Origin of the sequence: Palleronia abyssalis (assembly GCF_900302445.1) — a bacterium.
Lineage (GTDB): Bacteria > Pseudomonadota > Alphaproteobacteria > Rhodobacterales > Rhodobacteraceae > Palleronia > Palleronia abyssalis.
The window spans coordinates 424,048-448,258 of record NZ_ONZF01000003.1 but is presented as its reverse complement, the minus strand read 5'-3'; the positions used below and the strand labels follow the sequence as shown (position 1 = coordinate 448,258).

At 64.9% G+C, this 24,211-nt stretch carries 18 protein-coding genes and 1 riboswitch; of the genes, 10 read left to right on the top strand and 8 right to left on the bottom strand.

The genetic code is table 11. The annotated features are described in order from the left end of the window. The first annotated feature begins 415 nt into the window (after window positions 1–415). Complete coding sequence (locus tag PAA8504_RS09480) at window positions 416–1,396, top strand: chemotaxis protein CheB (protein WP_181375747.1); 981 nt, start codon at window positions 416–418, stop codon at window positions 1,394–1,396. A gap of 116 nt (window positions 1,397–1,512) precedes the next feature. On the opposite strand, the gene PAA8504_RS09475 is transcribed toward PAA8504_RS09480, so the two are convergent. Further along, the gene (locus PAA8504_RS09475) at window positions 1,513–4,608 is read right to left on the bottom strand and encodes a chemotaxis protein CheB (RefSeq protein ID WP_108893928.1); all 3,096 of its coding nucleotides are present in this window, start codon (window positions 4,606–4,608) and stop codon (window positions 1,513–1,515) included. Between the two features lie 361 nt (window positions 4,609–4,969). After that, window positions 4,970–5,074, top strand: a riboswitch (guanidine-I (ykkC/yxkD leader). 100 nt (window positions 5,075–5,174) lie between these two features. Here PAA8504_RS09475 and PAA8504_RS09470 point away from each other — a divergent pair. From PAA8504_RS09470 to PAA8504_RS09445, 6 genes are all read left to right on the top strand, one after another. Continuing rightward, complete coding sequence (locus PAA8504_RS09470; protein WP_108893927.1) at window positions 5,175–6,242, top strand: putative urea ABC transporter substrate-binding protein; 1,068 nt, start codon at window positions 5,175–5,177, stop codon at window positions 6,240–6,242. A gap of 58 nt (window positions 6,243–6,300) precedes the next feature. Further along, window positions 6,301–7,113, top strand: coding sequence for an ABC transporter permease (locus PAA8504_RS09465; protein ID WP_108893926.1), 813 nt, complete (start codon window positions 6,301–6,303; stop codon window positions 7,111–7,113). Then, a complete protein-coding gene (locus PAA8504_RS09460) occupies window positions 7,110–7,877 on the top strand; it encodes an ATP-binding cassette domain-containing protein (protein ID WP_108893925.1) in 768 nt (255 codons plus the stop codon). Before PAA8504_RS09465 ends, PAA8504_RS09460 begins: the two co-directional genes overlap by 4 nt. Before the next feature lie 95 nt (window positions 7,878–7,972). Beyond that, a complete protein-coding gene (locus PAA8504_RS09455; RefSeq protein ID WP_219928907.1) occupies window positions 7,973–9,247 on the top strand; it encodes an agmatinase family protein in 1,275 nt (424 codons plus the stop codon). A gap of 4 nt (window positions 9,248–9,251) precedes the next feature. Continuing rightward, window positions 9,252–9,698, top strand: coding sequence for a hypothetical protein (locus tag PAA8504_RS09450; protein WP_108893924.1), 447 nt, complete (start codon window positions 9,252–9,254; stop codon window positions 9,696–9,698). Then, window positions 9,695–9,880: a hypothetical protein gene (locus tag PAA8504_RS09445; RefSeq protein ID WP_108893923.1), complete on the top strand. Its 186-nt coding sequence runs from the start codon at window positions 9,695–9,697 to the stop codon at window positions 9,878–9,880. The genes PAA8504_RS09450 and PAA8504_RS09445 overlap by 4 nt, the downstream gene beginning before the upstream one ends. Window positions 9,881–9,978: 98 nt before the next feature. On the opposite strand, the gene PAA8504_RS09440 is transcribed toward PAA8504_RS09445, so the two are convergent. The 7 genes from PAA8504_RS09440 to PAA8504_RS09410 form a co-directional block, all read right to left on the bottom strand. Next, on the bottom strand, window positions 9,979–12,045 hold the full coding sequence (locus PAA8504_RS09440; protein ID WP_108893922.1) for a TonB-dependent siderophore receptor: 2,067 nt from the start codon (window positions 12,043–12,045) through the stop codon (window positions 9,979–9,981). 65 nt (window positions 12,046–12,110) lie between these two features. Then, a complete protein-coding gene (locus PAA8504_RS09435; protein ID WP_108893921.1) occupies window positions 12,111–12,959 on the bottom strand; it encodes an ABC transporter ATP-binding protein in 849 nt (282 codons plus the stop codon). Then, window positions 12,956–13,951 (bottom strand): FecCD family ABC transporter permease, encoded by a 996-nt coding sequence (locus PAA8504_RS09430; protein ID WP_108893920.1) that lies wholly within the window; start codon window positions 13,949–13,951, stop codon window positions 12,956–12,958. The genes PAA8504_RS09435 and PAA8504_RS09430 overlap by 4 nt, the downstream gene beginning before the upstream one ends. Window positions 13,952–13,968: 17 nt before the next feature. Continuing rightward, entirely contained in the window at window positions 13,969–14,970 is a 1,002-nt protein-coding gene (locus PAA8504_RS09425; RefSeq protein ID WP_108893919.1) for a FecCD family ABC transporter permease, read from the bottom strand. Between the two features lie 3 nt (window positions 14,971–14,973). Beyond that, window positions 14,974–15,936 (bottom strand): ABC transporter substrate-binding protein, encoded by a 963-nt coding sequence (locus PAA8504_RS09420; protein ID WP_108893918.1) that lies wholly within the window; start codon window positions 15,934–15,936, stop codon window positions 14,974–14,976. Window positions 15,937–16,008: 72 nt separating this feature from the next. After that, window positions 16,009–17,067 (bottom strand): siderophore-interacting protein, encoded by a 1,059-nt coding sequence (locus PAA8504_RS09415; RefSeq protein WP_108893917.1) that lies wholly within the window; start codon window positions 17,065–17,067, stop codon window positions 16,009–16,011. Between the two features lie 258 nt (window positions 17,068–17,325). Beyond that, window positions 17,326–18,699: an NAD-dependent succinate-semialdehyde dehydrogenase gene (locus PAA8504_RS09410; RefSeq protein WP_108893916.1), complete on the bottom strand. Its 1,374-nt coding sequence runs from the start codon at window positions 18,697–18,699 to the stop codon at window positions 17,326–17,328. 189 nt (window positions 18,700–18,888) lie between these two features. Here PAA8504_RS09410 and PAA8504_RS09405 point away from each other — a divergent pair, with 189 nt between their 5' ends. From PAA8504_RS09405 to PAA8504_RS09395, 3 genes are all read left to right on the top strand, one after another. Beyond that, window positions 18,889–21,390, top strand: a complete 2,502-nt coding sequence (locus tag PAA8504_RS09405) for a GcvT family protein (protein ID WP_108893915.1) — start codon at window positions 18,889–18,891, stop codon at window positions 21,388–21,390. 626 nt (window positions 21,391–22,016) lie between these two features. Then, on the top strand, window positions 22,017–22,931 hold the full coding sequence (gene kdgD, locus PAA8504_RS09400; protein ID WP_108893914.1) for a 5-dehydro-4-deoxyglucarate dehydratase: 915 nt from the start codon (window positions 22,017–22,019) through the stop codon (window positions 22,929–22,931). Further along, window positions 22,928–24,172, top strand: a complete 1,245-nt coding sequence (locus PAA8504_RS09395) for an AGE family epimerase/isomerase (protein WP_108893913.1) — start codon at window positions 22,928–22,930, stop codon at window positions 24,170–24,172. The genes kdgD and PAA8504_RS09395 overlap by 4 nt, the downstream gene beginning before the upstream one ends. The last annotated feature ends 39 nt before the right edge of the window (window positions 24,173–24,211 follow it).

Here is a 24,211-nt window from a genome sequence, read left to right as displayed (position 1 = left end):
GCGCAGTTGGCGGCGATTTGCCAAGTCGGACGAAGATTCGGCCACCCTATCCAGCAGTTCACCGTCGCGGACGGATTTCGTCAGGCGTGTCACCGGCACAAGGTTGTCGGGGATCGCCACCGTCGTGGCGGTGTACCCGGTCAGGAAGGCTGTCGGAATGCCATGCAGTTTCAGGCGACGCGCAGGCCTTTCCTACGCGGGCAACAACAGCTTGGAAATCTGTTGGATCGTCGCCAGCGTGTTCTTCGCGCGACCTCGCGCAAAGCTTCCAGCCCGGCGGCCAAAGCGCCTGTGCCGCCTGCCGGGGACGTGTCCTGTCGTGCTATCGAACATAGGCTCTCGGGTGGAAAACCCGGATCATGATGTTACGTCGTATCGTATGACAACTGTATGCAGTACGGGCCCCGACGCAAATGTGGTCGATACCGTCGTTGTTGGCGGATCGGCGGGCGGTTTCAATGCCTTGCGCGCCCTTCTTTCGGAACTGCCTGCGGATTTTCCGGCAGCTATGGTGGTTTGCCTGCATCAGCCGGTCCAAGCGCATCTGCGCTTCGCCGAAAGTTTGGCATCCCACAGCCGGATGCCGATCGAAACGGCCGAGGACGGCCGCGCCATCGATCCCGGCAAGGTGTATATCGCGGGGCCCGACCGGCATCTGATGATCGGGGCGGACCACCTTCATCTGCGCCGCGGTGCGCACGAGAACAACTTCCGCCCCGCGATCGATCCGTTGTTCCGCTCGGCCGCGGTCTACCGCGGGCCCCGGGCCGTCGGCGTGATCCTGTCCGGTCTGATGGATGACGGTGCGGCCGGGGCCCGTGCCCTCTCGCGCACCGGCGGACAGATCGTGGTGCAGTCGCCGGAGACGACCGAATTCCCGGACATGCCCCAGGCGACGCTGGATGCGGTGCCGTCTGCGCGGGACGTGGCTCTGGGCGATCTTGCTGCAACGCTGGTCGATCTTGTCGGCGCATCATGCGCCGATCAGGGCAAGGTTCCCTGGGACATCGGCATGGAACTGAAGATCACGTCGCTGGAGGGGTCGGACATGGAAAGCGAACGCAAGCTCGGGACCCTCTCGCCTTTCAACTGCCCCCATTGCAACGGGGTCCTGTGGGAGATCGAGGATGGCCCATTGACCCGCTTCAGGTGCCACACCGGTCATGCCTATTCTATCCAGGCCCTCAATGACGCCCAGGAAGAAGCGCTGGACGCGGGCCTGTTCAATGCGCTGCGGGCGCACAGGGGGCGCGCCGAACTGGTCCGCAAGATCGCACGCTCTACGCGCAACAAGACGTCGCGGAAAACGCTTGAGGCCCGGGCCGAACGGATCCGGGAGGATACCGAATTGCTGGAACGGATCATCACGCGTCGGTCCGGCGCGCCCCGGGCCTAGCAAGGGGGCCGGCGCCAGGATTCGCAAGCTTGTCCGCCGCGGGAACGGTGAATGACCAGGGGGCGGACCGGGCGATGGACGTCGATCCTGAGGGGCCGCCACAACCGGCCGCCCCTTCAATCCTTCAGGGGAAAACTAAGCTTCAGGACAAGGCCATCGGGTCGGAAATCCGTTTCGATCTCCCCCTCCATCTGCGATCGCACCTGCCCCTCGATCAGGACAAGGCCGAACCCCTTTTCGGCCGGGGCATTCACCAAGGGGCCGCCCTGTTCGACCCAGGTAAGGTGGGCCTGTCCATCCTTGACCTCCCAGGCGACGTTGACGCGACCGGCGATTTCGGAAAGGGCCCCGTATTTCGCCGCGTTGGTTGCCATCTCGTGAACGATCATACCCAGCGAAAGCGCATGCTCGGGCGTCAGGTGCAACGCCGGTCCTTCCGCGGTGACACGGTCGGCCCCGAAGACCTCGACCTCGGCATGCAAGAGGTCGCGCAGCTCGACGCCGCTCCATTCCGAACCTGACAGCAGCGAATACGCCCGGGCCATCCCGTTCAACCGGCCAATCAGGCGGTCGACGAATTCGTCCATGTTGGACGACGTCTTCTTGGTGAAATTCGCGATGCTGACGACCACGGCGAGCATGTTCTTGACCCGGTGATTCAACTCCGAGATCAGAACCTTCTGCTGCTGCTCCGCCTCGGCAAGCGAAGAGATGTCGACGACGGTGACGACGATTCCGCCGACATGCTCGTCCTGGTTCCGGTAGGGCACGAGCCGGACCAGGAAATGCCTCTTTGTCCTGTCCGGCGGCAGCCGCCGCTCGATCGCGTCGCCCGATCGGAGGACGGCGCGAACCTCGTCCTCGAGTTCGGGGTATTGCAGCGCCCCGGCAAGGTCGGTCATCGGGCGACCGATGTCGCTTTCGCGAATGTTGAAGAACGCCCCGGCGACGGGCGTGAAATTGCGGATGACGAGGTTGCGATCCAGGAACACGGTGGCAATCTGCGTCGCCGCATAAAGGTTCTTGAGATCCGTGTTCGCGCGGTCGAGCTGTTCGACGCTTGTCGCAAGCTCGTTGTTGATGGTCGAAAGCTCTTCGTTGAGGGACTGCATCTCCTCTCGCGAGGCTTCCAGCTCCTCGTTCGTGGACTGGGCCTCCTCGTTGACCGAGACGAGCTCCTCGTTCGAGGATTTGAGTTCCTCGAGCGCGGTTTCGTATTCCTCGACGGTGGATTGCAGCCGTTCGCGCATATCGCGCAGCTCGCGCTCCAGCGACGCCTCGGCCTCGTGCGCGATGGCCTCGGCGGTGCCGGTCGCCGCCTTCGGGCGCCATTGACCCAGCGGCTTGAAGAGCACCAGGAACAGGTCTTCCTGAGTTCCCGCATCCTCGAGCAGTTCGGTCGACAGCTCGACCATGACACTATCTTCGCCACCCCGGTCCACCATCAGAACCTGTCGTATGGCGGGCTCTCGGGATTCCGTCGTCTGGCGCAGCATGGCCCGCAAGTCTGCCCTGAACTCGCGCCGTGCGAGGTCGAAGATGTTGCGGTTCGGTGCGCCTTGGGGAATCTGCAGATAGCGTTCGGTGTTCGACGAGAAATACAGCGTTTCGCCATCATGCGTGACGACCACGTGCCCCGGCGTGTGACGTTCCAACACCTGAAGCTCGATCCGTTGGCGAAGATGTACGCCATAGGCCTCGCGACCCTTTTCCGCGTGATCCTGCCGGGTTCTGGAACTGGCGGGTTCATAGGCCATCGGAAGGCGGCGCGGTCCCCCGTGGTCGCGACTTTGGAAAAGCCGATTCTGCTTGTCGACGGGCGCGAAGAGATCGCTGTGCCGACTGACGCCTTCCGACGTGCCAAGGAACAGGTATCCCCCCGGTTTCAGCGCATAATGGAACGTCGGGATCACGCGATCCTGCAAATCGCCGCCCAGATAGATCAGCAGGTTCCGGCACGAAACGAGGTCCATCCGCGAAAATGGCGGATCCGCGATGACGCTGTGCGGCGAGAAAATGCACATTTCGCGCACTTCCTTGCTGATCACCAGGCTGCCACCGTCCCGGCGGAAGAAGCGCTTGAGCCTTTCGGACCCCAGACCGGACAGAAGTGCGTCGGGGTACCGGCCGGCACGCGCGGTCGACAGGGCCTCGTCGTCGATGTCGGTGGCAAAGATCTGGACCTTCGGCACGACCTCAAGCCCATCCATGTGCTCTCGCATCAGGATGCCCAGCGAGAAAACCTCTTCGCCCGTTGCGCAGCCCGGCACCCAAAGCCTGATTGTGTCGTCCGCGCCGCGGCCGGCGAAAAGCCGCGGGATCACCTGGGTTTCCAGCGCGGCAAAGGCGGCGCTGTCGCGAAAGAAGTTCGTCACGTTGATCAGAAGATCGCGGAACAGGGAAACGATTTCGGACGGGTCATCCTTCAGGTGCTGGATATAGGCGTCGAACGTGAACAACTGCACGACCTTCATTCGCCGGGCAACGCGGCGCAGGAAAGTCTTGCTCTTGTATCCCGCGAAGTCGTGGCCCGTGCGGTTGAGCAAAAGCCGCGCGATCTTTTCCTGGGCCTGCCGCGCCTCATGCGCGTGGTGCAGATCCTGTTCGTCAACGACCAGTGCCCCGAGGGCCCCGCGTCCGTCGCGAAGTTTGAGCAGCCGTTCGGGCATGCTTTGCACCGGCTCGGCGAAATCGATCAGGCCGCTTGCCACGGCACTGTGGGGCATCTCGGGGTTGCGCGGACCGGTGCCGTTGCCCGCCTGCGCCAACGTGATGCCGCCCCGCTCCTTGATGGCCTTGACGCCAAGCGTTCCGTCGCCACCGCCGCCCGACAGCACGATGCCGACGGCGTTCTCACCCTGATCCTCGGCCAGCGACGCGAAGAAAACGTCGATCGGCTTGCGCTCTCGCTGGATGGGGTCGTCATCGCGCAGACGCAGTTTGCCGTCCGCGATGGTCAGTATTTTGCCCTCAGGCATGATATAGACGGTATCGGCGCGAACCTCGGCCCCGTCCTCTGCAATCTTTACGGGGGACGCGGTGTATCTGGCGATCACCTCGTCCAGCAGGCTATGGCGGTTGGGACTCAAATGAGTGACGATCACGAACGCCATTCCGGTATCTCGTGGCAGTTGCTGAAAGAAGCCTTCCAGCGCCGGAATACCCCCAGCCGAGGCGCCGATACCCACGACGAGGGGGAGATGCGATGTCATCTTCCAAGATTAAACAAAGTTAACCTCGTCTACAACATGCCAATACCATAACTGGCACGCGATGGACCGGGGTCTTACAACTGATTGACCGGGTCATTCGAATGCCGACCGCCCGGCGCCGGAGGACCGCATTGCCGTCATGCACGCCGCCTGCGCGCCTGCAATGTTACAGTCCGGGACGTCGACCCCGCCGCGGTGGCGCAGGGCTTTGGGTCTGCCCGGGGGTGTGACGCATCCTTTTTGCGCACCCGTCTTCAGCACATGACGCCGCCAGCGCGTATTCTGACGGCATCGCGAGGAATGCGCGTCGCACAAGTCGGGCGCGCTTGGCGGTGGAAGGGCGGGTGATGTCACCATCGCGGCGCAGGGTGTTTAGGGTTCCGCCGCATCGCGGGTCAGGTCCGAGAAACGCCACCCGATCGGCAAAATCCGGTCGGGCACACGGCGGGCCAAAATCCCGGGAGGATCACTGCGCAGGTTCGACCCGCGCCACGACTCCTGTTCCGCCAGCGGATCCGACCTTGACCAACAGACGACCGGCGGGACGCTGACCAACGGGGTGACCCATGATCAAGACAACGTATCTCGCTACGACGGCTGCTGCATTCGGCCTGGCCGCCGCAACCTTGTCCCCGGCATTCGCACAGGAAAAGACGGATTTCTCCGTCGCCTGGTCGATCTATGTCGGCTGGATGCCCTGGGGGTATCTCGACGAGTCCGGCATCATGGACAAATGGGCCGAGAAATACGGCATCTCCGTCGATATCGTTCAGATCAACGACTACGTCGAATCCATCAACCAGTATACGGCCGGCGCATTCGACGGAGTCTCGGCCACCAACATGGACACGTTGTCGATTCCGGCGGGCGGCGGCGTGGACACCACCGCGCTGATCATCGGGGATTATTCCGACGGCAACGACGCGGTGATCGCCAAGGGCGACACGACGCTGGAAGACCTGGCAGGCACGTCCGTCAATCTGGTGGAACTGTCGGTCTCGCATTACCTGCTGGCGCGTGCGCTTGACAGCGTCGGGCTGGAGGAGCGTGACCTGGACGGGGTGGTCAATACCTCGGACGCGGACATGATCGCCGCATTTTCGAGCAATGATGTCAGTACGGTCGTCACCTGGAACCCGCTTGTCTCGGAAATTCTGTCGTCCAACCCGGATGCGACGAACCTGTTCGACAGTTCGGCGATCCCCGGCGAAATCCTCGATCTCATGGTGGTCAATACCGAGGTGCTCGAGGCGAACCCCGATTTCGGGCGCGCCCTGGTCGGGGCCTGGTACGAGGTGATGGGTCTCATGGCCGAGGGGGACGAGGACGCCCTGACCGCCATGGCAGAGGCGTCCGGCACCGACCTGGAGGGGTACAAGGCGCAGCTTGACGCGACCGAGATGTTCTTCGACCCCGCCGATGGCGTGGCCCAGGCCGAAAGTCCCGATCTGCCGGACACGATGGTCAACGTGGCCGAGTTCCTGTTCGACAAGGGGATCCTGGGGGTGAACGCCCCCTCGGCCGACTTCATCGGGATCGCCTATCCCGACGGAACGATCACGGGCGACGAGGGCAACGTGCAGTTCCGTTTCGACCCCAGCTTCATGAAGATGGCCGCCGACGGCGCGCTGTGATGCCGGTCTCCGGCCCCTTCCGAGGGGTCGGCTACTTTCGCCGCGGACGGAGCCTGCCATGCGCTTGATCAACCGACGCCCCGCCCGGCCCACCGCCGTGCTGCTGGCTGCGCTGCCTTTCGTGGCGGTGATGGTGGCCTATTGGGTCGGGTCGGAAATCCGTCTCGCGGCCAACCCCGCCGACAAGCTGCTGCCCGCGCCGGAGACAGTCGCCACCACGGCGCGGCGCTTGTTCACCGAAGGCGACCGACGCTCGGGCGAGATCCTCTTGTGGTCGGACACATGGGCCAGCTTGCGCCGTCTCGGGATCGGGGTAGGTATCGCGGCGGCCCTGTCCACCATCATAGGGGTGGCGATCGGGATGCTGCCCTATGCGCGGCGGACCCTGTCGGATTTCGTCGCGGTTCTGTCCATGGTGCCCCCGCTGGCGCTGCTTCCGATCCTGTTCATCGTGTTCGGCCTGGGCGAGGCCTCCAAGGTCGTGCTCATCGTCGTGGGGATCACGCCCTTCATCATCCGCGATCTCAGCCAGCGCGTGCTCGACATCCCGCATGAGGAAATCGTGAAGGCGCAGACGCTGGGGGCCTCGACCGCGGTGATCGCCCTGCGCGTGGTGCTGCCCAAGATCCTGCCGCGCCTCATCGCGTCCGTGCGCTTGTCGCTGGGGGCGGCCTGGCTGTTCCTGATCGCGGCCGAGGCGGTGGCGGCCGAATCCGGGTTGGGCTACCGTATCTTCCTGGTCCGCCGCTACCTCGCAATGGACATCATCCTGACCTACGTCATCTGGATCACGCTTCTTGCCTTCCTGATCGACTGGGCGCTGAAAACCCTGTCGCGCCGCGCCTTCCCCTGGCTGGAGGCCGGATTGTGAGCTTCGTCACCGTCACCGATGTCTGGCAGCGCTATGGCACGCGTTCGATCATAGAGAGGGTCAATCTCGAGGTCGCCGAGGGGGAGTTCGTCTCGATCGTGGGGGCGTCGGGCTGCGGTAAGTCCACCTTCCTGCGCCTGCTTCTGGCCGACGAGACGCCGACACGCGGCGAAATCCGCATTGACGGGGGCAAGCCCGCGCGCGAGCCGGGGCGCGAGCGGGGCGTGGTCTTCCAGAAATACTCTGTCTTTCCGCATATGACCGTGCGCGACAACATCGTCGCCGCCGAATGCTTCCCGACCGGGCTTGGCCGGTTTTTCGGGGTAAAACGCCGGGCGGCGCGGGCGCGCGCTGACGAAACGCTCGAACGGATCGGCCTGGCCCATGTCGCCGGGAACTATCCCGCGACGCTTTCGGGCGGCATGCAGCAGCGGCTGGCCATCGCGCAGGCCCTGACCGCCCGGCCGCGCATCCTGCTGCTGGACGAGCCCTTCGGCGCGCTGGACCCGGGCACGCGGCTGGCGATGCACGACTTCCTGACCGAACTGAGGTCCCAGACGGCGATGACGGTGTTCATGGTCACCCACGATCTGTCCGAGGGGTTCAAGCTGGGCGACCGTGTGCTGGTCTTCGACAAGCCGCGCTGGGACCCCCACGCGCCCGAGGCTTTCGGGGCGACGGTGACCTACGATTTCGACGCCCGCGACGACGGTGTGCCGTACCAGCACATACTGGACCGGTATCCCACGCTCGCCGCGCAATAGAACACCTTCTGCGCGCCGCCGGGCCCCGCGCAGACAGGTTTGCCAAGGCCCGTACAGACCGCCCCCGCAGGACGGGGCATATAAGGGAGACAGCGATGTTCTCTGATCTTCACCGCGCCAGGACACGGTCGCACCACCCGCTGGACGTGGCGGCACAACTGACCGCCCGCGACCGGCGCCAGCACCATCCGGACCTTACCAAGTTAGGCGGATGGAAAGCCATGCAGAAGGAGGGCGAACTGCCCGAAGGCCGCTGGGACGAGGAGCGGCGATGGGCGTTGCGCATGGGCCTGACGGGGGCCGACAGCATCGACGACAAGTCTATCCCAACCTTCGCGCGGGGCGAGCTGCCCCATTATGCCGGCATCAATACCTTCCTGAAGGCCCCCTATGCCGAGGATGTGCAGGAGGTCGCCCACTACGACGCGACCGTGTTGGGCATCCCGTTCGACGGCGGCACGACCTATCGCGCGGGCACGCGCTTCGGGCCGCAGGGCGTGCGCAAGATCAGCGCGCTCTACACCCCCTACAACTACGAGATCGGGGTGGACCTGCGCGAGCAGATGACCCTGTGCGACGCGGGCGACGTCTTCACCATCCCCGCCAATATCGAGAAGAGCTTCGACCAGATCAGCCGCGCGGTCAGCCACGTCTTCTCGTCCGGCTCGCTGCCCATCATGATCGGCGGCGACCATTCCATCGGCTTTCCCTGCCTGCGCGGCATCGCCGAATGCACCTCGAAGAAGATCGGGATCGTCCATTTCGACCGCCACGCCGATATCCAGGAAAAGGACCTGGACGAGCGGATGCACACGACCCCGTGGTTCCACGCTACCAACATGCCCAACGTCTCGCCCAAGAACCTGGTGCAGGTCGGCATCGGCGGCTGGCAGGTCCCGCGCGAGGCGGTGAAGGTCGCCCGCGAGCGCGAGACCAACATCATCACCATGGCCGACATGGAGGCGATGGGCGTCGACAAGACCGCCGAGATGGCGCTGGAGATGGCGTGGGACGGGGTGGACATGGTGTATATGTCCTTCGACATCGACAGCATCGATTGCGGCTTCGTCCCCGGCACCGGCTGGCCCGAACCGGGCGGCTTCCTGCCGCGCGAGGCGCTGGCGCTGGCTTCCAAGGTCGCGGCGGAAGGCATCTGCGGGATGGAGCTGGTCGAGGTCAGCCCGCCCTACGACCAGTCCGAGATCACCGCCCTGATGGGAACCCGGGTGATCGTGGATGTGCTCGGCTCGCTTGTCGCGCATGGCAAGCTGGGGGCGCACAAGCGCCATATCGACAAGCCCGTCGCCATTCCGCATGGGGAGTTCGACGGCAAGCGCTGGTCGAACCCCGAACCGCACCGGATCGGGTGACGCCATGCCCCATGACCACGCCCCGCACGATCATCACCATCACCACCCGCATGACCACAACCATCCCCACGACGCGGATCACCTGCACAGCCACATGCACCCACAGGATACGGCGGCCGACCTGCAGGTTCTTGCCGCGCAGTTCATCGACGGCTTCGTGCAGGCCAAGGACAAGACCAGCTATCTCAGGCTTGCCGGCGTCCCGTTCGAGCGTCCTGGCATCGCCGGGGCGACGGCCCTGAAACTTGTGGATGTGGAACTGACCACGGATTGGCAGGTGGGCACGGCGTCGCCCAGCTTCGGGTCGCGCGAATTGTCCTATCTGCCGTTTCCCGGCGAAATGGTGCGCGAACGCACGAACATGTCGCTGATCTATGTCTCGATGGACGAGAAATCGACCCTCGACCTCCGGGACTTCCTGACCGCCCGCAAAAAGGAAATCGAAACGTGATCCGTATGACTTGGTCCACACTGGCAGTTCTTTGCGCAGGCCCCGCATTTGCCCATCCCGCGTCGACCGGCCACGTGCATGCCGAAGGGGGGTGGCCCGTGCTGATCGCCTGCGCGGTGATCCTGCTGGCAGGTGGTGTCTTCGCTTGGCAAAAAAGGCGGGCCGAGGGGCATTCAGCCTGAAGGTCTGATGCGGCCTCGGCCCGGTCGGGCGCTGTCTGGAAGAGCCGGTGCCCTTCCGGATTTTGGGTGGCGACGGCCGAGTGCCGTCGCCGTCCCGGTTACCAGCTATGACGAATGGTGGCCTCCAACTCGCGTCCGGGGCTGTAGAAGTCCGCGTAGAAGCCACCATAGGCCACGTGCTTCTCATCCAGCAGGTTCTTGGCGTTGATCGCCAGTTCGGTGCTTTCCGAGAGGGCATAGGAGTAGGCGGCATCGACGGCCACGAAGCTGTCGGATTCCCCCGCGATATTCGCGTCGTCGTAGAAATAGCTGCCGCTATAGCGTGCGCCCAGACCGAAGGTCATGTCTCCACGCCCACCGCTTCCGGCCAGCGTGTAATTCGCCCAGATCGAGCCCAGATGGTTCGGCACGCGCGCTGGCTGGTTGCCTTCGTTGCCGGCCGTCCCGTTCTCGGTGATCTCAGGGTCGAGGTAGCTGTAGGCCGCCGTAAGATCGAACGCGCCGAGCTCGGCCTTCGCCTCCAGATCGACGCCGCGGACGCGGATCTCGCCAATCGGTTCGGGCAGGTTGGTCACGGGGTTCGTCCGCGTGATGTTGGTCTTCGACAGGTCGTACACCGCTGCCGACAACAGGGTCCCCCCGCCCATCGGCCGCCATTTCGCCCCGAGTTCGATCTGCTCGCCTTCTTCGGGTTCGACCCCGGTCCCGGCGGGGATGACGGATTCCGCGTAGCTAGCGAAAAGCGACAGATCGGGGGTCGGCTTGTAGGTCAGGCCGAAACGACCCGTGGTCGCGCTGATATCGTTCGTCGCGGTCGTCCCGGAAAGCATGTTCGTGTCGGTGATGTCGATCCAGTCGTGGCGCAGCCCGAAAGAGGCGATGACGCGGTCGCTCCAGTCCAGTTCCTGCTGCAGGTACAGCGCCTGGCCGCTCCGCTCGGTCTCGCCATCCGCGAAAAGCGGCACACTGTCCGGGGCGCCGGTATAGACCGGGTTGCCGATCGATATGGACGGGGCGGCCCCGAAATACCGTTTGTTCGCCGACTCGGATCGTGACGCTTCGAAGCCGACCAGAGTGCTGCTGTCGATGCCCCCGATCTGAGCGTCGTATCCAAGATGGATATCGGCGATCGCGACCTCTTCTTCGCTGTCACTGACGAAAAAGCTTCTGTTGGCTTCGGTGTCCGTCTGCCCGGAAACATAGGCATAGCCGAAATCGTCGGCACCGTCGCTGAACCGCGCAGTGCCGCCCAGGCTCAGACCGTTGCCGAACTCGTGACGCCCGATCAGCGTGGCCGTTGTGCGTTCGGTGCCGCGATAGTTGTAGTCGGGTTCGCCGAAGAACGTGTCGGTGCGGTCGAAATCATAGCCGATCGGGAAGCCGCCGCTGCCGGGCACGTCGTCACGATCCAGATGATCCAGAACGAAGGTCAATTCGCTTTGAGCGGTCGGCTGCCATGACAAGCCGCCCATGACGAAGACCTCGTCATTTCGCGAGAAAGGATACTCGCGCTCGCCGTCGCGGACCAGGCCGGTGACGCGGTAGGACAGGCTGCCGTCCTTCGTCAGGGTGTCGCCGAAATCCAGCCCCACCTCCCTGGTGTCGAACGAGCCGATGGACCCGTAGGCCGATCCGAACCGCTCGCCCCGCGGGGTCTTCGTGACATAGTTCACCGATCCGCCAGGATCGGACACGCCGAACAGGGTCGAATTGGCGCCCTTGAAGACCTCGACCCGTTCGAAGGCGAAGGGTTCTTCGCGGATGCCACCGAAATTCGCGCCCAGGGTCAGACCGTCCCGATACGTGTAGGCGTTGAAGCCGCGGATCGAGAAATAGTCGAACCGGTCGTCGGCGCCGTAGCTGTCGGTCACGACGCCCGCGGTGTAGCTCAGAACCTCTTCGATGGACTCCGCGTTGCGTTGCTCGATCTCGGCGCTGGTGACGACCGAAACCGTCGCGGGGATGTCCAGGATGTCACCGGTGATCTTTCCTCCGGCGCTGATTTCCCGGGCGACGATGGTCTGGTCATCTGCGCCCGTCGACACGTCCAGCACAATATCGGGAAGCTGAACCGCCTCCTGCGCGGCGACCTGCCCCGGGACGAGGGCCGTACAGCACAAAAGCGCGACAAGCGCCGGGCTATGGGTGAAAGGTTCCGATCTCATGGCAGCCTCTTTCCTGACTTTAATTATCAGGATTAGCTCTACAGATCATTTCCCTGGAGGGCGAGTCATAGTTGATTGATTTTATCGGAAATATGACCGTTTTGTTTTCCGAGGTTTTCGCACCGGTGGCGCCCGATCGGGACCATCGACGGGGCGCCGGATACGGGATCGGTCACGATGCGGCTTTCCAAGCCGAAGACGGTGCGGACATTGGCTTCGGTCAGAACATCCCGCGGGTCCCCTTCGGACTGGATCCCTCCGGCGGCAATGGCGACAAGCCGGTCGGAATAGCGCGCAGCGAGGTTCAGATCATGCAGCACCATGACGATGGTGGTCCCGCGCGTCCGGTTCAGATCGACCAGAAGATCGAGGACATCGATCTGGTGGGCGACGTCCAGAAAGGTCGTCGGCTCGTCCAGAAGAAGCAGGCCAGTCTCTTGGGCCAGCGCCATGGCGATCCAGGCCCGCTGGCGTTGCCCGCCCGACAGGGTGTCGACCTCACGCTCGGCAAGATTGGCCGTGCCGGTCAGGCGCAACGCTTCACAGACAGCCTGCGCATCTTTTGCGTTTCGGGTGGCGAACATCCCCTGGTGCGGGTGCCGGCCCCGGGCCACCAGATCCCGCACCGTGATCCCCTCGGGGGCGATGGGGGATTGCGGCAGGAGACCAACGGATTTCGCCACCTCGCGCGAGCGCCTCGCGTGGATCGACTTCCCGTCCAGAAGGACGCGGCCACCTTTCGGCGACAAGACCCGCGCAAGGGTTCGCAGCAGGGTCGATTTGCCCGACGCGTTGCCCCCCACGATCGAGGTGATCCGCCCCGGCATCAACGAAAGCGAGACGCCCGAAAGAATTTGTCGCTGGTCGTATCCCGCGGAAAGGTCGACGGCCTCGAGGCGAAGCGCTTCGGTCATAGTGTCCCCCCTGCGCGGTTTGCGCGGACGATCAGGTAAAGCAGGAAAGGCGCGCCAAGCGCGCCGGTAACGACGCCGACGGGCAGCCGTGCGGGAAGAAGGACCTGTCCTGCGTAATCGCCGCCCAGGACGAGGATCGCGCCCATCGCCGCCGCAGCCGGAAGCTTGGCCCGCCCGCCGGTCAGGCGCGCGGCAATCGGTCCGGCAAGAAACGCGACAAAACTTATCGGACCCGCCGCACCCGTCGCAAAGGCGACCAGCCCGACTGCGGCAAGCGTCACCCGCAGACGTGTGAAATCGGGATGCACGCCAAGCCCTCGCGCGGTGTCGTCTCCCAGTCGCAGGATTTCCAGGTCGCGGGCGGTGCTGGCCAGAAGGCCGCCGAACACGGCAAGCGCAACTGCCACGGGCCAGACCTGCGCCAGGCGCGCGCCGTTCACGCTGCCCGTCAGCCAGCGCATCGCCTCGGCCCGGTCCCAGGCCTGCGCATCGAGCATCATGTAGGACGTTGCGCTGCCCAACATTGCCGATATTCCGATCCCGACCAGGATCAGCCGTGCCCCCGCCGCGCTTCGTCCCGACGACAGCCCCCAGATCAGCGCCGCGACACCCAGTCCTGATAAAACGGCCACCAGCGACACGGCCGCTCCGTCCAGCCCGAGGACCACGATGGCAAAGACGGCAGCCGCGCCGGCCCCCCCGCTGATCCCGATGATATCAGGGCTGGCCAGCGGGTTGCGCAGCATGATCTGAAAGGACACGCCGCCAAGCCCGAAGCAGCACCCCGTGACAAGCGACAGAAGGGCCCGCGGAAGCCTGAGATCCTGCACAAGAAAGGATGTCCCCGGCACGTCGCGGCCTGAAAGCACCTGCAACACCTCGGGGATCGGCGCACAGCTCTGGCCGCAGACCAGCGTCAGCAGGAACAGACCCAGGGTGCAAGCGACCAGAGATACCAGCGCAAGCGTTGCATGGGCCCGGCGTTCCGGCATGGCTCGTACAACATCCGTCACAGCCCACGGATCCTTTGCCGCCGGACGGTCCAGATGAAGAACGGCGCGCCTACGAAGGCGGTGACCACGCCGACATCCAGTTCGTTCGGGCGCGCGACGATGCGGCCAAGGACATCCGAAAGGGTCAGAAGGATTGCGCCGCCGACGGCTGACGCAGGGATCAGGACGCGGTGGTCGATACCGCCCAGCATCCGGCACAGGTGAGGCACGATCAGCCCCACGAAGCCGATGGGGCCGCACAGCGCGGTCGCCGTTCCGCACAGCAAAATCGCCCCGGCGGCGGCCATCGCGCGGCCAAGGGCGACGTTCTGGCCCAGCCCCACGGCCATCTCTTCACCAAGGGCGAGCGCGTTCAGTACCCGCGCCGACAAGGCGCTTAGGACAAGACCGACCGCGAAGAAGGGCAGGGCGGGCACCAGCGTGTCGAAGCGCGCCCCGCCGACCCCGCCGACGGACCAGGCTTGGACATTGCCGGCGATGTCGTTGCGCGGCAGGACGACCGCGACGATGAAGGCCGAGGCCGCGATGGACGTGGCCGTTCCCGCTAGCGTCAGCTTGAGCGGCGTCGCGCCGTCCCGCCCGAGTGATCCGATGACGTAGACGAAGACCGCGGCGCATCCCGCGCCCGCAACGCCGAGCCATAGGTAGGTCACGGCGCCGGAAATGCCGAACCACGCGATACCGACGACCACGAACAGGGCCGCCCCGGCATTGACGCCCAGGATACCAGGGTCGGCCAACGGATTGCGCGTGATCCCTTGCATGATCGCGCCCGCCAGACCCAGCGCCCCGCCTGCCAGAAGCGCGAGGGCGGTCCTTGGAAGGCGAACGGCGACGGCGGCCGTTCCGATCGTGTCGGCCTGCCCCCCAAGGGCGGCACGAATCTCGGACCACCCCACCGACCGCGTGCCGATCGTCACCGACAGGACCACCGCGGCCAACAGCAGCAGCAGCGCCGCGACGGTCCCGATCGATGGCCGGATCAACTCTGCCTGCATGGGTTACTGCGACGCTGCGCGGGACAGCATTTGCAGGTAATCATCGAGGACCAGATCCATCGACAGCGGCGTCGGGTTCGCGGCGGTTCCGATCGCATCGTTGCCCAGCAAAACGACGGCATCGCGCGCGACGGCCGGGAATTGGGCGATCAGGGGATTCTGCTTCATCTCGTCGAGGCGCGCGCGATCCCCGTAGGTGACGACGACATCCACATCGTCGAAAAGGTCCACACGCTCGGCACTGATGCGACCGGAATACTGTCCGTCCTCGCTGGCTTCGCGCACCGCATCGGGCATCTCCATGCCCAGGTCCTGCAGGAACTGCACCCGCTGGTCGGCCGCGGCGTAGAAGCCGATCGTGCTCAGGTCGCGCGGATCCAGATGGGTGACGAACATGCCGGTCTTACCCTCAAGCTCGGGGTGGTTCGAAACGGCCTCTTCGATGCGTGTTTCCAGCGTCTCGATCAGCTGGTCGCCCTCGGTCGCCATGCCAATGCCGGCCGCGTTCTGGCGGATCATCTCGCGCCATGTCGTTGTCCAGGCAGCCTCGGGGTAGGCGATGACGGGGGCGATAAGGCTCAAGGTCTCGTACTCAGAGCGGGATATGCCCGAGTAAGCCGCCAGGATCACGTCAGGATCGGTGGCTGCGACCGCCTCGAAGTCCACCCCGTCGCCTTCGTCGAACAGCGCGGGCGTTTCGGCGCCCAGCTCATCAAGGCGCGCGGTCACCCAAGGCAGCACGCCGTCGCCATCGTCGTCACCCCAGTTTGCCCGGGCAAAGCCCACAGGAACGATGCCCAGGGCCAACGGCACTTCGTGATTGGCCCAGCCGACAGTGGCGATGCGTTCGGGGCGCGTCTCCAACGTCGTCGACCCGAAGGCATGTTCGACGGTGACGGGGAAGTCCTGCGCAAGGGCGCCGACTGTCGAGGCCAGAAGCACGGTGAGAGCCAGAAGGCGGGACATGGCGATTATCCGATTCTTTTTGTCATCTATCGCGTTCGGTGTAGACACGCCTTGCGGATCGGGCAAGGGGCGTCACCCCTTTTGCCAGTAGCCGGTGACGTAGCTTTCGCTGCGGGCCACCCCGCGGCGCGCGCGCAGGTCATGGCGGACGGCGGCGGCCCGGCTCTTTTCCGCGGCAAACCAGACGTGCCGCGCGCCGTCCGCGCCGAGATCGGCCTCGGCGAGCGCTGTTTCCAGATCGCTGCCCTGGCTCCTGTCGAGGATCCGCAAGGTCATGCCGGGCGGGACGGTCAGCGGCGGATAATCGAAGGCGCCATTGACCTCGACAATGGCAGTCCCGGTCGTATCCGGGGCCGCGTGGTCGAGAATGCGCGCGATGGCGGGCAGGGCGGTCTCGTCCCCCGCGATGACAAGGTGATCGGCGTCTGGGTACCAGCCGCCACCGGGGCCGATCATGCCGATCTCCTCTCCCGAGCGCGCGGCCGAGATCCAATCGCAGGTCCGTCCGCCCGCATGGCGAAAGATGTCGATCACAGTTCGGCTGGTCACGGGGTCGATGCTGCGCACTGTGTAGACCGCAACGTGCAGGTCGTCGGGCGAAGGCCATTCCGTACGCCCCCGCTGGTTCAGGATCGGCCACGCCGCCGACGCCCCGCGTGTCGGCAGGGCAAGGCGCAGGTGCAGGCCGCCATGTGCGAAGGGTGTCAGGTCGTCCCCGTCGACCTCCAGTCGCCAGAAAGACCGGCCAAGCGCGGTCACCGATAAGACCGTGGCAAGCCTGAAATTCGGGGGAAAACGCCCATGTGCGATGTCACCGTGCCACCCGAGCATGGAAACACGAGCCGGATCGAGCAGGTCGAGCTGCGTCGCGACCGTCTCGCGCAGCATATGAAGCGCGCCGTCGTTCGGGGCGGCGAGGTCAACGGACAGGCCATCACGGGACGCGCGCATGTCGATCGCGCCGATTTCGGTGGTGATGGTCAGGCGTTCGCTTCGGGTGCCTTCGAAGGGGAGGTCGTAGGTTTCGCAATACGCCGCGACACGGGACAGAAAGGCGACCGGGTCTTCGATCCCGATCCGGCCGGTATCCGTGCATACAAGGCGCGTGGCGTCGGAAATCATCTGGTTCATCGCCGCAGCTCCTGTCCGGTACGAACGATCTCGTAACGGCAGCGGCTTGATGACTCAATCCCGACTATTTTTATTTGTTAATATTTTGTCGACTTGAATTCCCGGGAACCGCCGTCCTTCGGGGTCCGGGGTTTTCCCATGATGCCATATCGGAACCTTTGCCTGGCGCAGTCGCCGAACGCGGACGACCAGGGCAACATGAAAGAGGGCGGCACATAACCGTGCCGCCCCCGGATTTCGAACGCGGTCCGTATGATGTCAGCCCATGTAGACGGACTTGGCGTTTACGAATTCCTTCATTCCGAAGCCGCCATGCTCTCGCCCGTAGCCCGAGTTCTTCACGCCGCCGAATGGCATGTTCGGGATGGCGATGTTGAACCCGTTGATCGAGACCATGCCGGTGTCGAACTGCTCGGACGCCAGCTTGCGCGCCTTCGCCTCGTCCTTCGAAAAGATGCCCCCGCCCAGGCCATAGCGGCTGTCATTGGCGATGCGCATCGCGTCCTGATCGTCTTCGGCCTTGATGATCGAGGCGACGGGACCGAAGAGCTCGTCATCATAGGCCGGCTGTCCGGGCTTCACATCGACCAGCACGGTCGCGGGATACCAGGCGCCGTCGCGGTCAGGCACTTCGCCCCCGGTCAGAACACGCGCCCCGTTCTTCACGCTTTCCTCGACCTGCTGGTGCAGGTCGTCACGCAGGTCGGTTCGCGCCATCGGGCCCAGCGCCGTGTTCTCATCCGTGGGGTCACCCATCTGCAGGGCCTCGAACCTCTGGGCGTAGCGCTCGACAAAGGCGTCGTAGTTCTTTGCCGTGACGATGAAGCGCTTACCGTTCACGCAGGTCTCGCCGTTGTTATACAGGCGCGCGGTCACACAGGCCTCGACGGCGGTGTCCAGGTCGGCATCGTCCAGCACGACATACGCGTCGTTCGACCCCAGTTCGAGCACGGATTTCTTAAGCTGCTCGGCAGCCTTCTGTGCGACGATCCGCCCCGCGCCGTCGCTTCCCGTCAGGGTCACGCCGCGCACCAGGTCGTTCTCGATCACGCGGTCGGACTGGTCGTGGTCGATCCGCAGCACGGTGAACAGGTGCTTCGGCAAGCCGGCGCGTTCCAGCACGTCCTGAAGGAACAGGCCCGATCCGGTGCAATTCTCGGCGTGCTTGAGAAGGACGCCGTTGCCGGCCATCAGGTTGGCGATCGTGTAGCGGATCACCTGATAGGCGGGGAAGTTCCAGGGCTGGATGCCGTAGATAACGCCAAGAGGCGAATAGTGCACGACGCCCGTGCCGCCGGGGATGTCGCGTTCCTCGTCGGCCAGTTCGGCGGGGCCGGTTTCGGCGGTGAATTGGCTGATCTGGGCGCAAAGCGCGATCTCGTCGCGGCTGTCGCCAATCAGCTTGCCGACTTCGCGCGTCATGAGCTGGGCGAACTCTTCCTGGCTGTTCTGAAGTTCCTGGCCGATGGTCTTGATGACTTCGGCACGGTCCTTCAACGGGCGGGCCTTCCAGTCGAGGAAGGCGTCGTGACACGCCTGAATCGCAGATTTGACCTCGGCATCGCTCATGCGCTCGTAGGTCTCGATCGGCGTGTTGTCGGTCGGGTTCACGGTGGTGATGGGATCGGTCATGAAAACCTCAAGTCTTGGGTATTTGGTGGCCCAACGCAGGCCCCCGGGGGGCGATTTCCATGCGGTGTCGCCTGACGTCGCGTCCGGTGCCGGGTGGGCATGTCGCTTTTTCGCCCGCGATTGTCGGGCGTAGGGCGAAGGGCCGGGGGCCATGCGGTAAACGGGCCCCGAGGGACGAAGGAGAGTGCCATGAAGAGCCATGTTAAGGCGTTGGTCGTGGGCGGCGGTGCGGTCGGGGCGTCGGTCGCATACCATCTGGCGAAGGCCGGGTGGCAGGATGTCCTGCTGCTGGAACGCGACGAGCTGACATCGGGCTCGACCTGGCATGCCGCGGGCCTGCTGCCGTATTTCAACATGAGCTACGCGACCACGTGGATCCACGACTACTCGATCAAGTTCTACAAGACACTGGAAGACGAAACCGGCCTGAACGCCGGATTCTCGGTTGTGGGCAACTTGCGCATGGCCGGCTCGAAAGAGCGTATGGACGAATACATGCTCTATGCCGCCACGGCCGAGACGGTGGGCGTGCCCTTCGAGTGGCTGACGCCGTCGCAGGTCAAGGACCGCTATCCGCTGGTGCACACGGACGACCTGCACGGGGCGATCTTCCACCCCACGGATGGCTACATCAATCCCGCCGACGTGACGATGGCCATGGCCAAGGGCGCGCGCCAGCGCGGCGTGACGATCGAGCGCAAGTGGCAGGTCGACGGCTATGAGTGGACCGGCAATGCCTGGAAGGTCACCCTGACCAAGATGGCGGAAAAGGGCGGCAACCTCGTCCCCACCGAAGAGCGGCAGGTGATCGAGGCCGAGCATGTCGTGACGGCCACGGGCAACCATGCACAGCGCACCGCCCGGATGCTGGGCATCAAGATCCCCGCCATTCCGGTCGAACACCAGTTCGTCGTGACCGAGCCCGACCCCGCGCTGCAGAAATGGCGTGCGGAGGGGAACGGCGAACACCCCGTCCTGCGCGATGCCGACGCCAAGTGGTACGTCCGCGAGGAACGCGGCGGCTGGCTGCTTGGCCCCTACGAGCGTAACGCCCCCGCGCGGTTCCTGTACGGTGTGCCCGAAAGCTTCCGTGCCGACCTGTTCCCGCTGGATCTGGACCGGATCGAGGCGGAATACATGTCGATGATCCACCGCATCCCCACCTCCGAGGATTGCGGCCTGAAGGACGACTTCAACGGCCCGATCTGTTACACCCCCGACGGCAATCCGCTGATCGGTCCCGCGCCGGGCCTGCGGAACATGTGGCTGGCCGAGGGCTTCAGCTTCGGGATCACCGCCGCGGGGGGCGCCGGTAATTACCTTGCGCAGATGATGGTCGAAGGCGAGGCCGAGATCGACATGGCGTCCCTGGATCCCAAGCGGTTCGGATCGTGGATCACCACCGACTGGGGTGTTGCCAAGAACGAGGAAGCTTACGAACACGTCTACATCCTGCACCACCCCGACGAGGAACGCCCGGCGGCCCGTCCGCTGCGCACCGCGCCCTGCTATGACCGCCTGAAGGCGCGAGGCGCACAGTTCGGTGTGGTCAACGGGTTCGAACGGCCCAACTATTTCGGCCCCCTCGATGCCGACGATCACTTCGACGAGGGCTCGCGCAGCTTCCGTCGCGGCGGCTGGTGGCAATACGCCAAGACCGAGGCCGAGGCGATCCGCAACGACGCGGGCCTGATCGACGTCTCGGCCTTCGCCAAGCACGTCATCAAGGGGCCGGGCGCGGCGGCGTTCCTGGACTGGTTCACCACGAACCGCCTGCCCAAGGTGGGGCGGATCAGCCTGACCTACGCCCTGACCGACGCAGGGACGGTACGCACCGAATACACCATCGTCCGGCAGGCCGAGGATCAGTTCTACCTCGTCTCGGCCGGTGGGTCGGCCGATTACGACCGCGACTATCTGGCGAAGGCGATGGAGGACAAGGCAGCCGAGTTCGGGCCCATGGTCCTGCAGGACGTCACCACGCAATACGGCGCTTTCGCGCTCGCGGGCCCAAAATCGCGCGACATCCTCGCCACGCTGATCCGCGACGCCAGCCCCGAGGACGCGCTGGGCAACAAGCGCTTCCCGTGGCTGAGCGCCCGCGAGATCGAGCTGGGCATGGTCCCCCTGACCGCCATCCGCGTCGCCTATACCGGGGAGTTGGGCTGGGAGCTGCACCACCCCGTGGAAATGCAGAATCACCTGTTCGACAAGCTGATGGAGGCGGGCGAGCCCCATGGCATGAAGCTGGTGGGCATGCGCGCGCAGAACTGGCTGCGGCAGGAGAAATCCTATCGCGCCTTCGGAAACGAGCTTGGTCGCGATGCCTCGCCGCTGGAAGCCGGGCTGGACCGGTTCGTCGACACCAGCAAGGACTTCCGCGGCAAGGACCGAATGGAGGCTTTGGGCATCCGCTCGAAATGCGTGACGTTTCTGGTCGATGGCCCCCCGGACGGCGATCCCTGGGGGCGCGAGGCGCTGTATTCCGGCGACGAGAAGGTCGGACGCATGACCTCGGGCGGCTATTCGGTGGCCTTCGGCAAGTCCATCGGCATGGGCTACGTGCGGCCCGACATGGCCGAGGTCGGCACCAAGCTGAAGGTCCGCATGTTCCGCGACCTGTTCGATGCCGAGGTGGTCGAGGATTCGCCCTACGACCCGAAGAATGCGCGTATCCGGGTCGACGGCTGACTTTGACGATCGACCGGGGCCGGCAGGGATGTCGCGCCCCGCTCGACGCCTAGGCGAACTCTTCCAGAAGCGCCGGGGTGTGATCGCAACGGACTGCGCCGGATGCCGAAGTGCAGGCGGCGGGTCGCGCGGTCGGGCACGGACATGAACTGCCCCGTCCCTGCGCCTTCGCCCGGGATCCGCCGTGTTCGCGTTGACGGGTATGAAGGCTCTTGGTCTACGCGCTTGGGATACCGGGTAGGGCCGTATCGCCCCTAAACCGCTTGAAACCCCCGAAAAGGCCGCTGTTCCTTCCGGGGAATTGCGTGCGATGTCCGCCCGCATAGTAAGCCTTAGAAAACCGACCGCCCGCGACACTTCAAAGTCGCGGGGTATGGCGCTGAAGGCCGCGTCCGGATTGCGCCGGTCGATACTCGATACTCGATAGCCGATCTGAGCCGGGCGCGGGGCCGTGCCATTCAGGGATCGCCGTGGGGGACATCCCCAAGCCGGCAGATCCACCAAGGGGATGCAGGTCGCGGCGTGCGGGATATGACCATGGTGCGGCTGGGGACCACGCCCTATCCCCGGCATTTGATCGCGGCCGGCCGGACCGGTAAACAGATCGAACCTTATGGAGCCGCCCCATGGACCCGCAACATCTCAAGTCGGCGCTCGGCGCCGGGCTTCTCTCGTTCCCGGTGACGCCGTTCGACGACGACCTGCGGTTCGCTGCCGAACCCTATCGCCGCCTTATCGCGTGGCTTGGCGGTTACGAGGCCAGCGTCCTGTTCGCCGCCGGCGGCACGGGAGAGCTCTTCTCGCTAACCCCGGACGAGGTGCCGCAGGTCGTCGCCGCCGCCAAGGACGCAGCGGGCCGGACCCCCATCGTGGGGGGCACCGCCTGGGGCACCGCGACGGCGGTCGAGACGGCAAAACGGATCGAAGCCGCCGGCGGCGACGGCGTTCTGGTCCTGCCGCACTATCTGATCGACGCCCCGCAGGAGGGGCTGTTCGCCCATGCCAAGGCCATCTGTGACGCAGTCGGGATCGGGGTCATCCTCTATAATCGCGACAACGCCATCTATCGCCCCGAGACCATCGCACGCCTGGCCGGGGTCTGCCCGAACCTCGTGGGCTTCAAGGACGGATCGGGCGATATCGGCCTTGTGCGCCGGGTGACTTGCGAACTGGGCGACCGGCTGACCTATATCGGTGGGATGCCGACGGCCGAGTTGTTCGCCCAAGCCTACCTCGGAGCGGGCTTCACGACCTATTCGTCGGCCAGCTTCAATTTCGTACCCGAACTGGCGCAGCGGTTCTACAACGCGCTCCGCGCCGGGGACAGGACGGTTTGCGACCAGCTTCTGACCGATTTCTATTATCCTTTTATGGCGATCCGGGACCGGCAGAAAGGCTATGCGGTGTCGGCCATCAAGGCCGGCGTGCGGCTGCGCGGGTTCGAGGCCGGGTCGGTGCGCCCCCCGCTGACCGATCTGACGGAAGAGGAGGAGCGGATGCTCGACTGCTTGATCGCCTTCGACATGGGGAAAGCTGAATGAAGATCGGTGATATGAAATTCGAAGGCCTCTGGCTGGACGACCCGGTGCACCGAGCCTTCCTTGCCGACGATGCCCGTGCCCATTTCGACTTCTTTCGCGCCAGTCTTCGCCCCGACGGGCGGATCGCCGCGCTGGACGAGACCGGCGCCCCTAGGCCCGATGCGCCGCAGGAACTGCATGCCGTTGCCCGGCTGGTTCACTCCTATGCCCTTGGGCAACTCTGCGGGCAGGGCGGCACGGCCGATGTCGTCGAAGCGGCCCTTGCCGCCCTGACCCGCGACCATCGCGACCCCGACCACGGCGGCTATGTGTGGGCGGTGCAGGACCGACAGATCGTCGACGGCATCAAGCTCGCTTATGGTCAGGTCTTCGTGCTTCTGGCCGCGTCGACCGCCCGGATCGCGGGCCATAGCGCCGCGGAGCCGCTGTTCGATGACGTGGCAGAGGTGATCGAGACGCGGTTCTGGGACGATGCGGCCGGTCATCTTCGCGACGAGTTTGCCCGCGACTGGACCCCGTTTTCGACCTATCGCGGGATGAACGCCAACATGCACGGGGTCGAAGCGATGCTGACCGCGTTCGAGGCGACAGGCGACACCGTCTGGCGCGATCGGGCGGGGCGTATCCTGACCTTCTTCGTTGGCCGTATGGCCCCGGCCCACGGGTGGCGCCTGCCCGAACACTATAACGAGGACTGGAGCGTCGATCCCGCGTATTCCGGCGATCCGATGTTCCGGCCGGCAGGAACGACCCCCGGGCATTCCTTCGAACTGGCGCGATTGTCGATCCAGCACTGGGATCTGTGCGGCCGGCCCGCAAACGACGCGCCCGCCATGGCGCGCAGGCTGATCGAACGGGCGCTGTCGGATGCGTGGCTGCCCGAAGGCGGCTTTGCCTATACGCTCGGGCATGATGGACACGTCGCGGTCGCCGACCGCTATTGGTGGCCCGTGACCGAGGCAATCGGCGCGATGGCGACGCTGTTGAAGGTCGACCCCCGGCCCGGGGACGCTGACTGGTATCGTCGCCTCTGGGTCTTCGCCGCGGATCATTTCATCGACGCAGCGCGGGGCGGCTGGTTTCCCGAGGTCGACGCAGAAGGGCGCCACGCCCACGCACAGTTCGCGGGCAAGCCCGACATCTATCATAGCCTTCAGGCCGATTTGATTCCACTGATCCCGAGTGTATCCAGAATGTGGGAAGGGATCGGCACGCTTAAACCGCTGGCAGACCGCAGTTAAGCTGCGCGCAAAGCATTGGAAAATCGGGAAAACTTCGTA

Excerpts from the sequence above, each read along its gene's own strand:
- PAA8504_RS09405 (WP_108893915.1), top strand. The coding sequence starts at position 18,889 with ATGAAGAGCCATGTTAAGGCGTTGGTCGTGGGCGGCGGTGCGGTCGGG.
- PAA8504_RS09440 (WP_108893922.1), bottom strand. The coding sequence starts at position 12,045 with ATGAGATCGGAACCTTTCACCCATAGCCCGGCGCTTGTCGCGCTTTTG.
- PAA8504_RS09470 (WP_108893927.1), top strand. The coding sequence starts at position 5,175 with ATGATCAAGACAACGTATCTCGCTACGACGGCTGCTGCATTCGGCCTG.
- PAA8504_RS09425 (WP_108893919.1), bottom strand. The coding sequence starts at position 14,970 with ATGCAGGCAGAGTTGATCCGGCCATCGATCGGGACCGTCGCGGCGCTG.
- PAA8504_RS09420 (WP_108893918.1), bottom strand. The coding sequence starts at position 15,936 with ATGTCCCGCCTTCTGGCTCTCACCGTGCTTCTGGCCTCGACAGTCGGC.
- kdgD (WP_108893914.1), top strand. The coding sequence starts at position 22,017 with ATGGACCCGCAACATCTCAAGTCGGCGCTCGGCGCCGGGCTTCTCTCG.
- PAA8504_RS09465 (WP_108893926.1), top strand. The coding sequence starts at position 6,301 with ATGCGCTTGATCAACCGACGCCCCGCCCGGCCCACCGCCGTGCTGCTG.
- PAA8504_RS09475 (WP_108893928.1), bottom strand. The coding sequence starts at position 4,608 with ATGACATCGCATCTCCCCCTCGTCGTGGGTATCGGCGCCTCGGCTGGG.
- PAA8504_RS09450 (WP_108893924.1), top strand. The coding sequence starts at position 9,252 with ATGCCCCATGACCACGCCCCGCACGATCATCACCATCACCACCCGCAT.
- PAA8504_RS09430 (WP_108893920.1), bottom strand. The coding sequence starts at position 13,951 with ATGCCGGAACGCCGGGCCCATGCAACGCTTGCGCTGGTATCTCTGGTC.
- PAA8504_RS09395 (WP_108893913.1), top strand. The coding sequence starts at position 22,928 with ATGAAGATCGGTGATATGAAATTCGAAGGCCTCTGGCTGGACGACCCG.
- PAA8504_RS09435 (WP_108893921.1), bottom strand. The coding sequence starts at position 12,959 with ATGACCGAAGCGCTTCGCCTCGAGGCCGTCGACCTTTCCGCGGGATAC.
- PAA8504_RS09415 (WP_108893917.1), bottom strand. The coding sequence starts at position 17,067 with ATGAACCAGATGATTTCCGACGCCACGCGCCTTGTATGCACGGATACC.
- PAA8504_RS09455 (WP_219928907.1), top strand. The coding sequence starts at position 7,973 with ATGTTCTCTGATCTTCACCGCGCCAGGACACGGTCGCACCACCCGCTG.
- PAA8504_RS09410 (WP_108893916.1), bottom strand. The coding sequence starts at position 18,699 with ATGACCGATCCCATCACCACCGTGAACCCGACCGACAACACGCCGATC.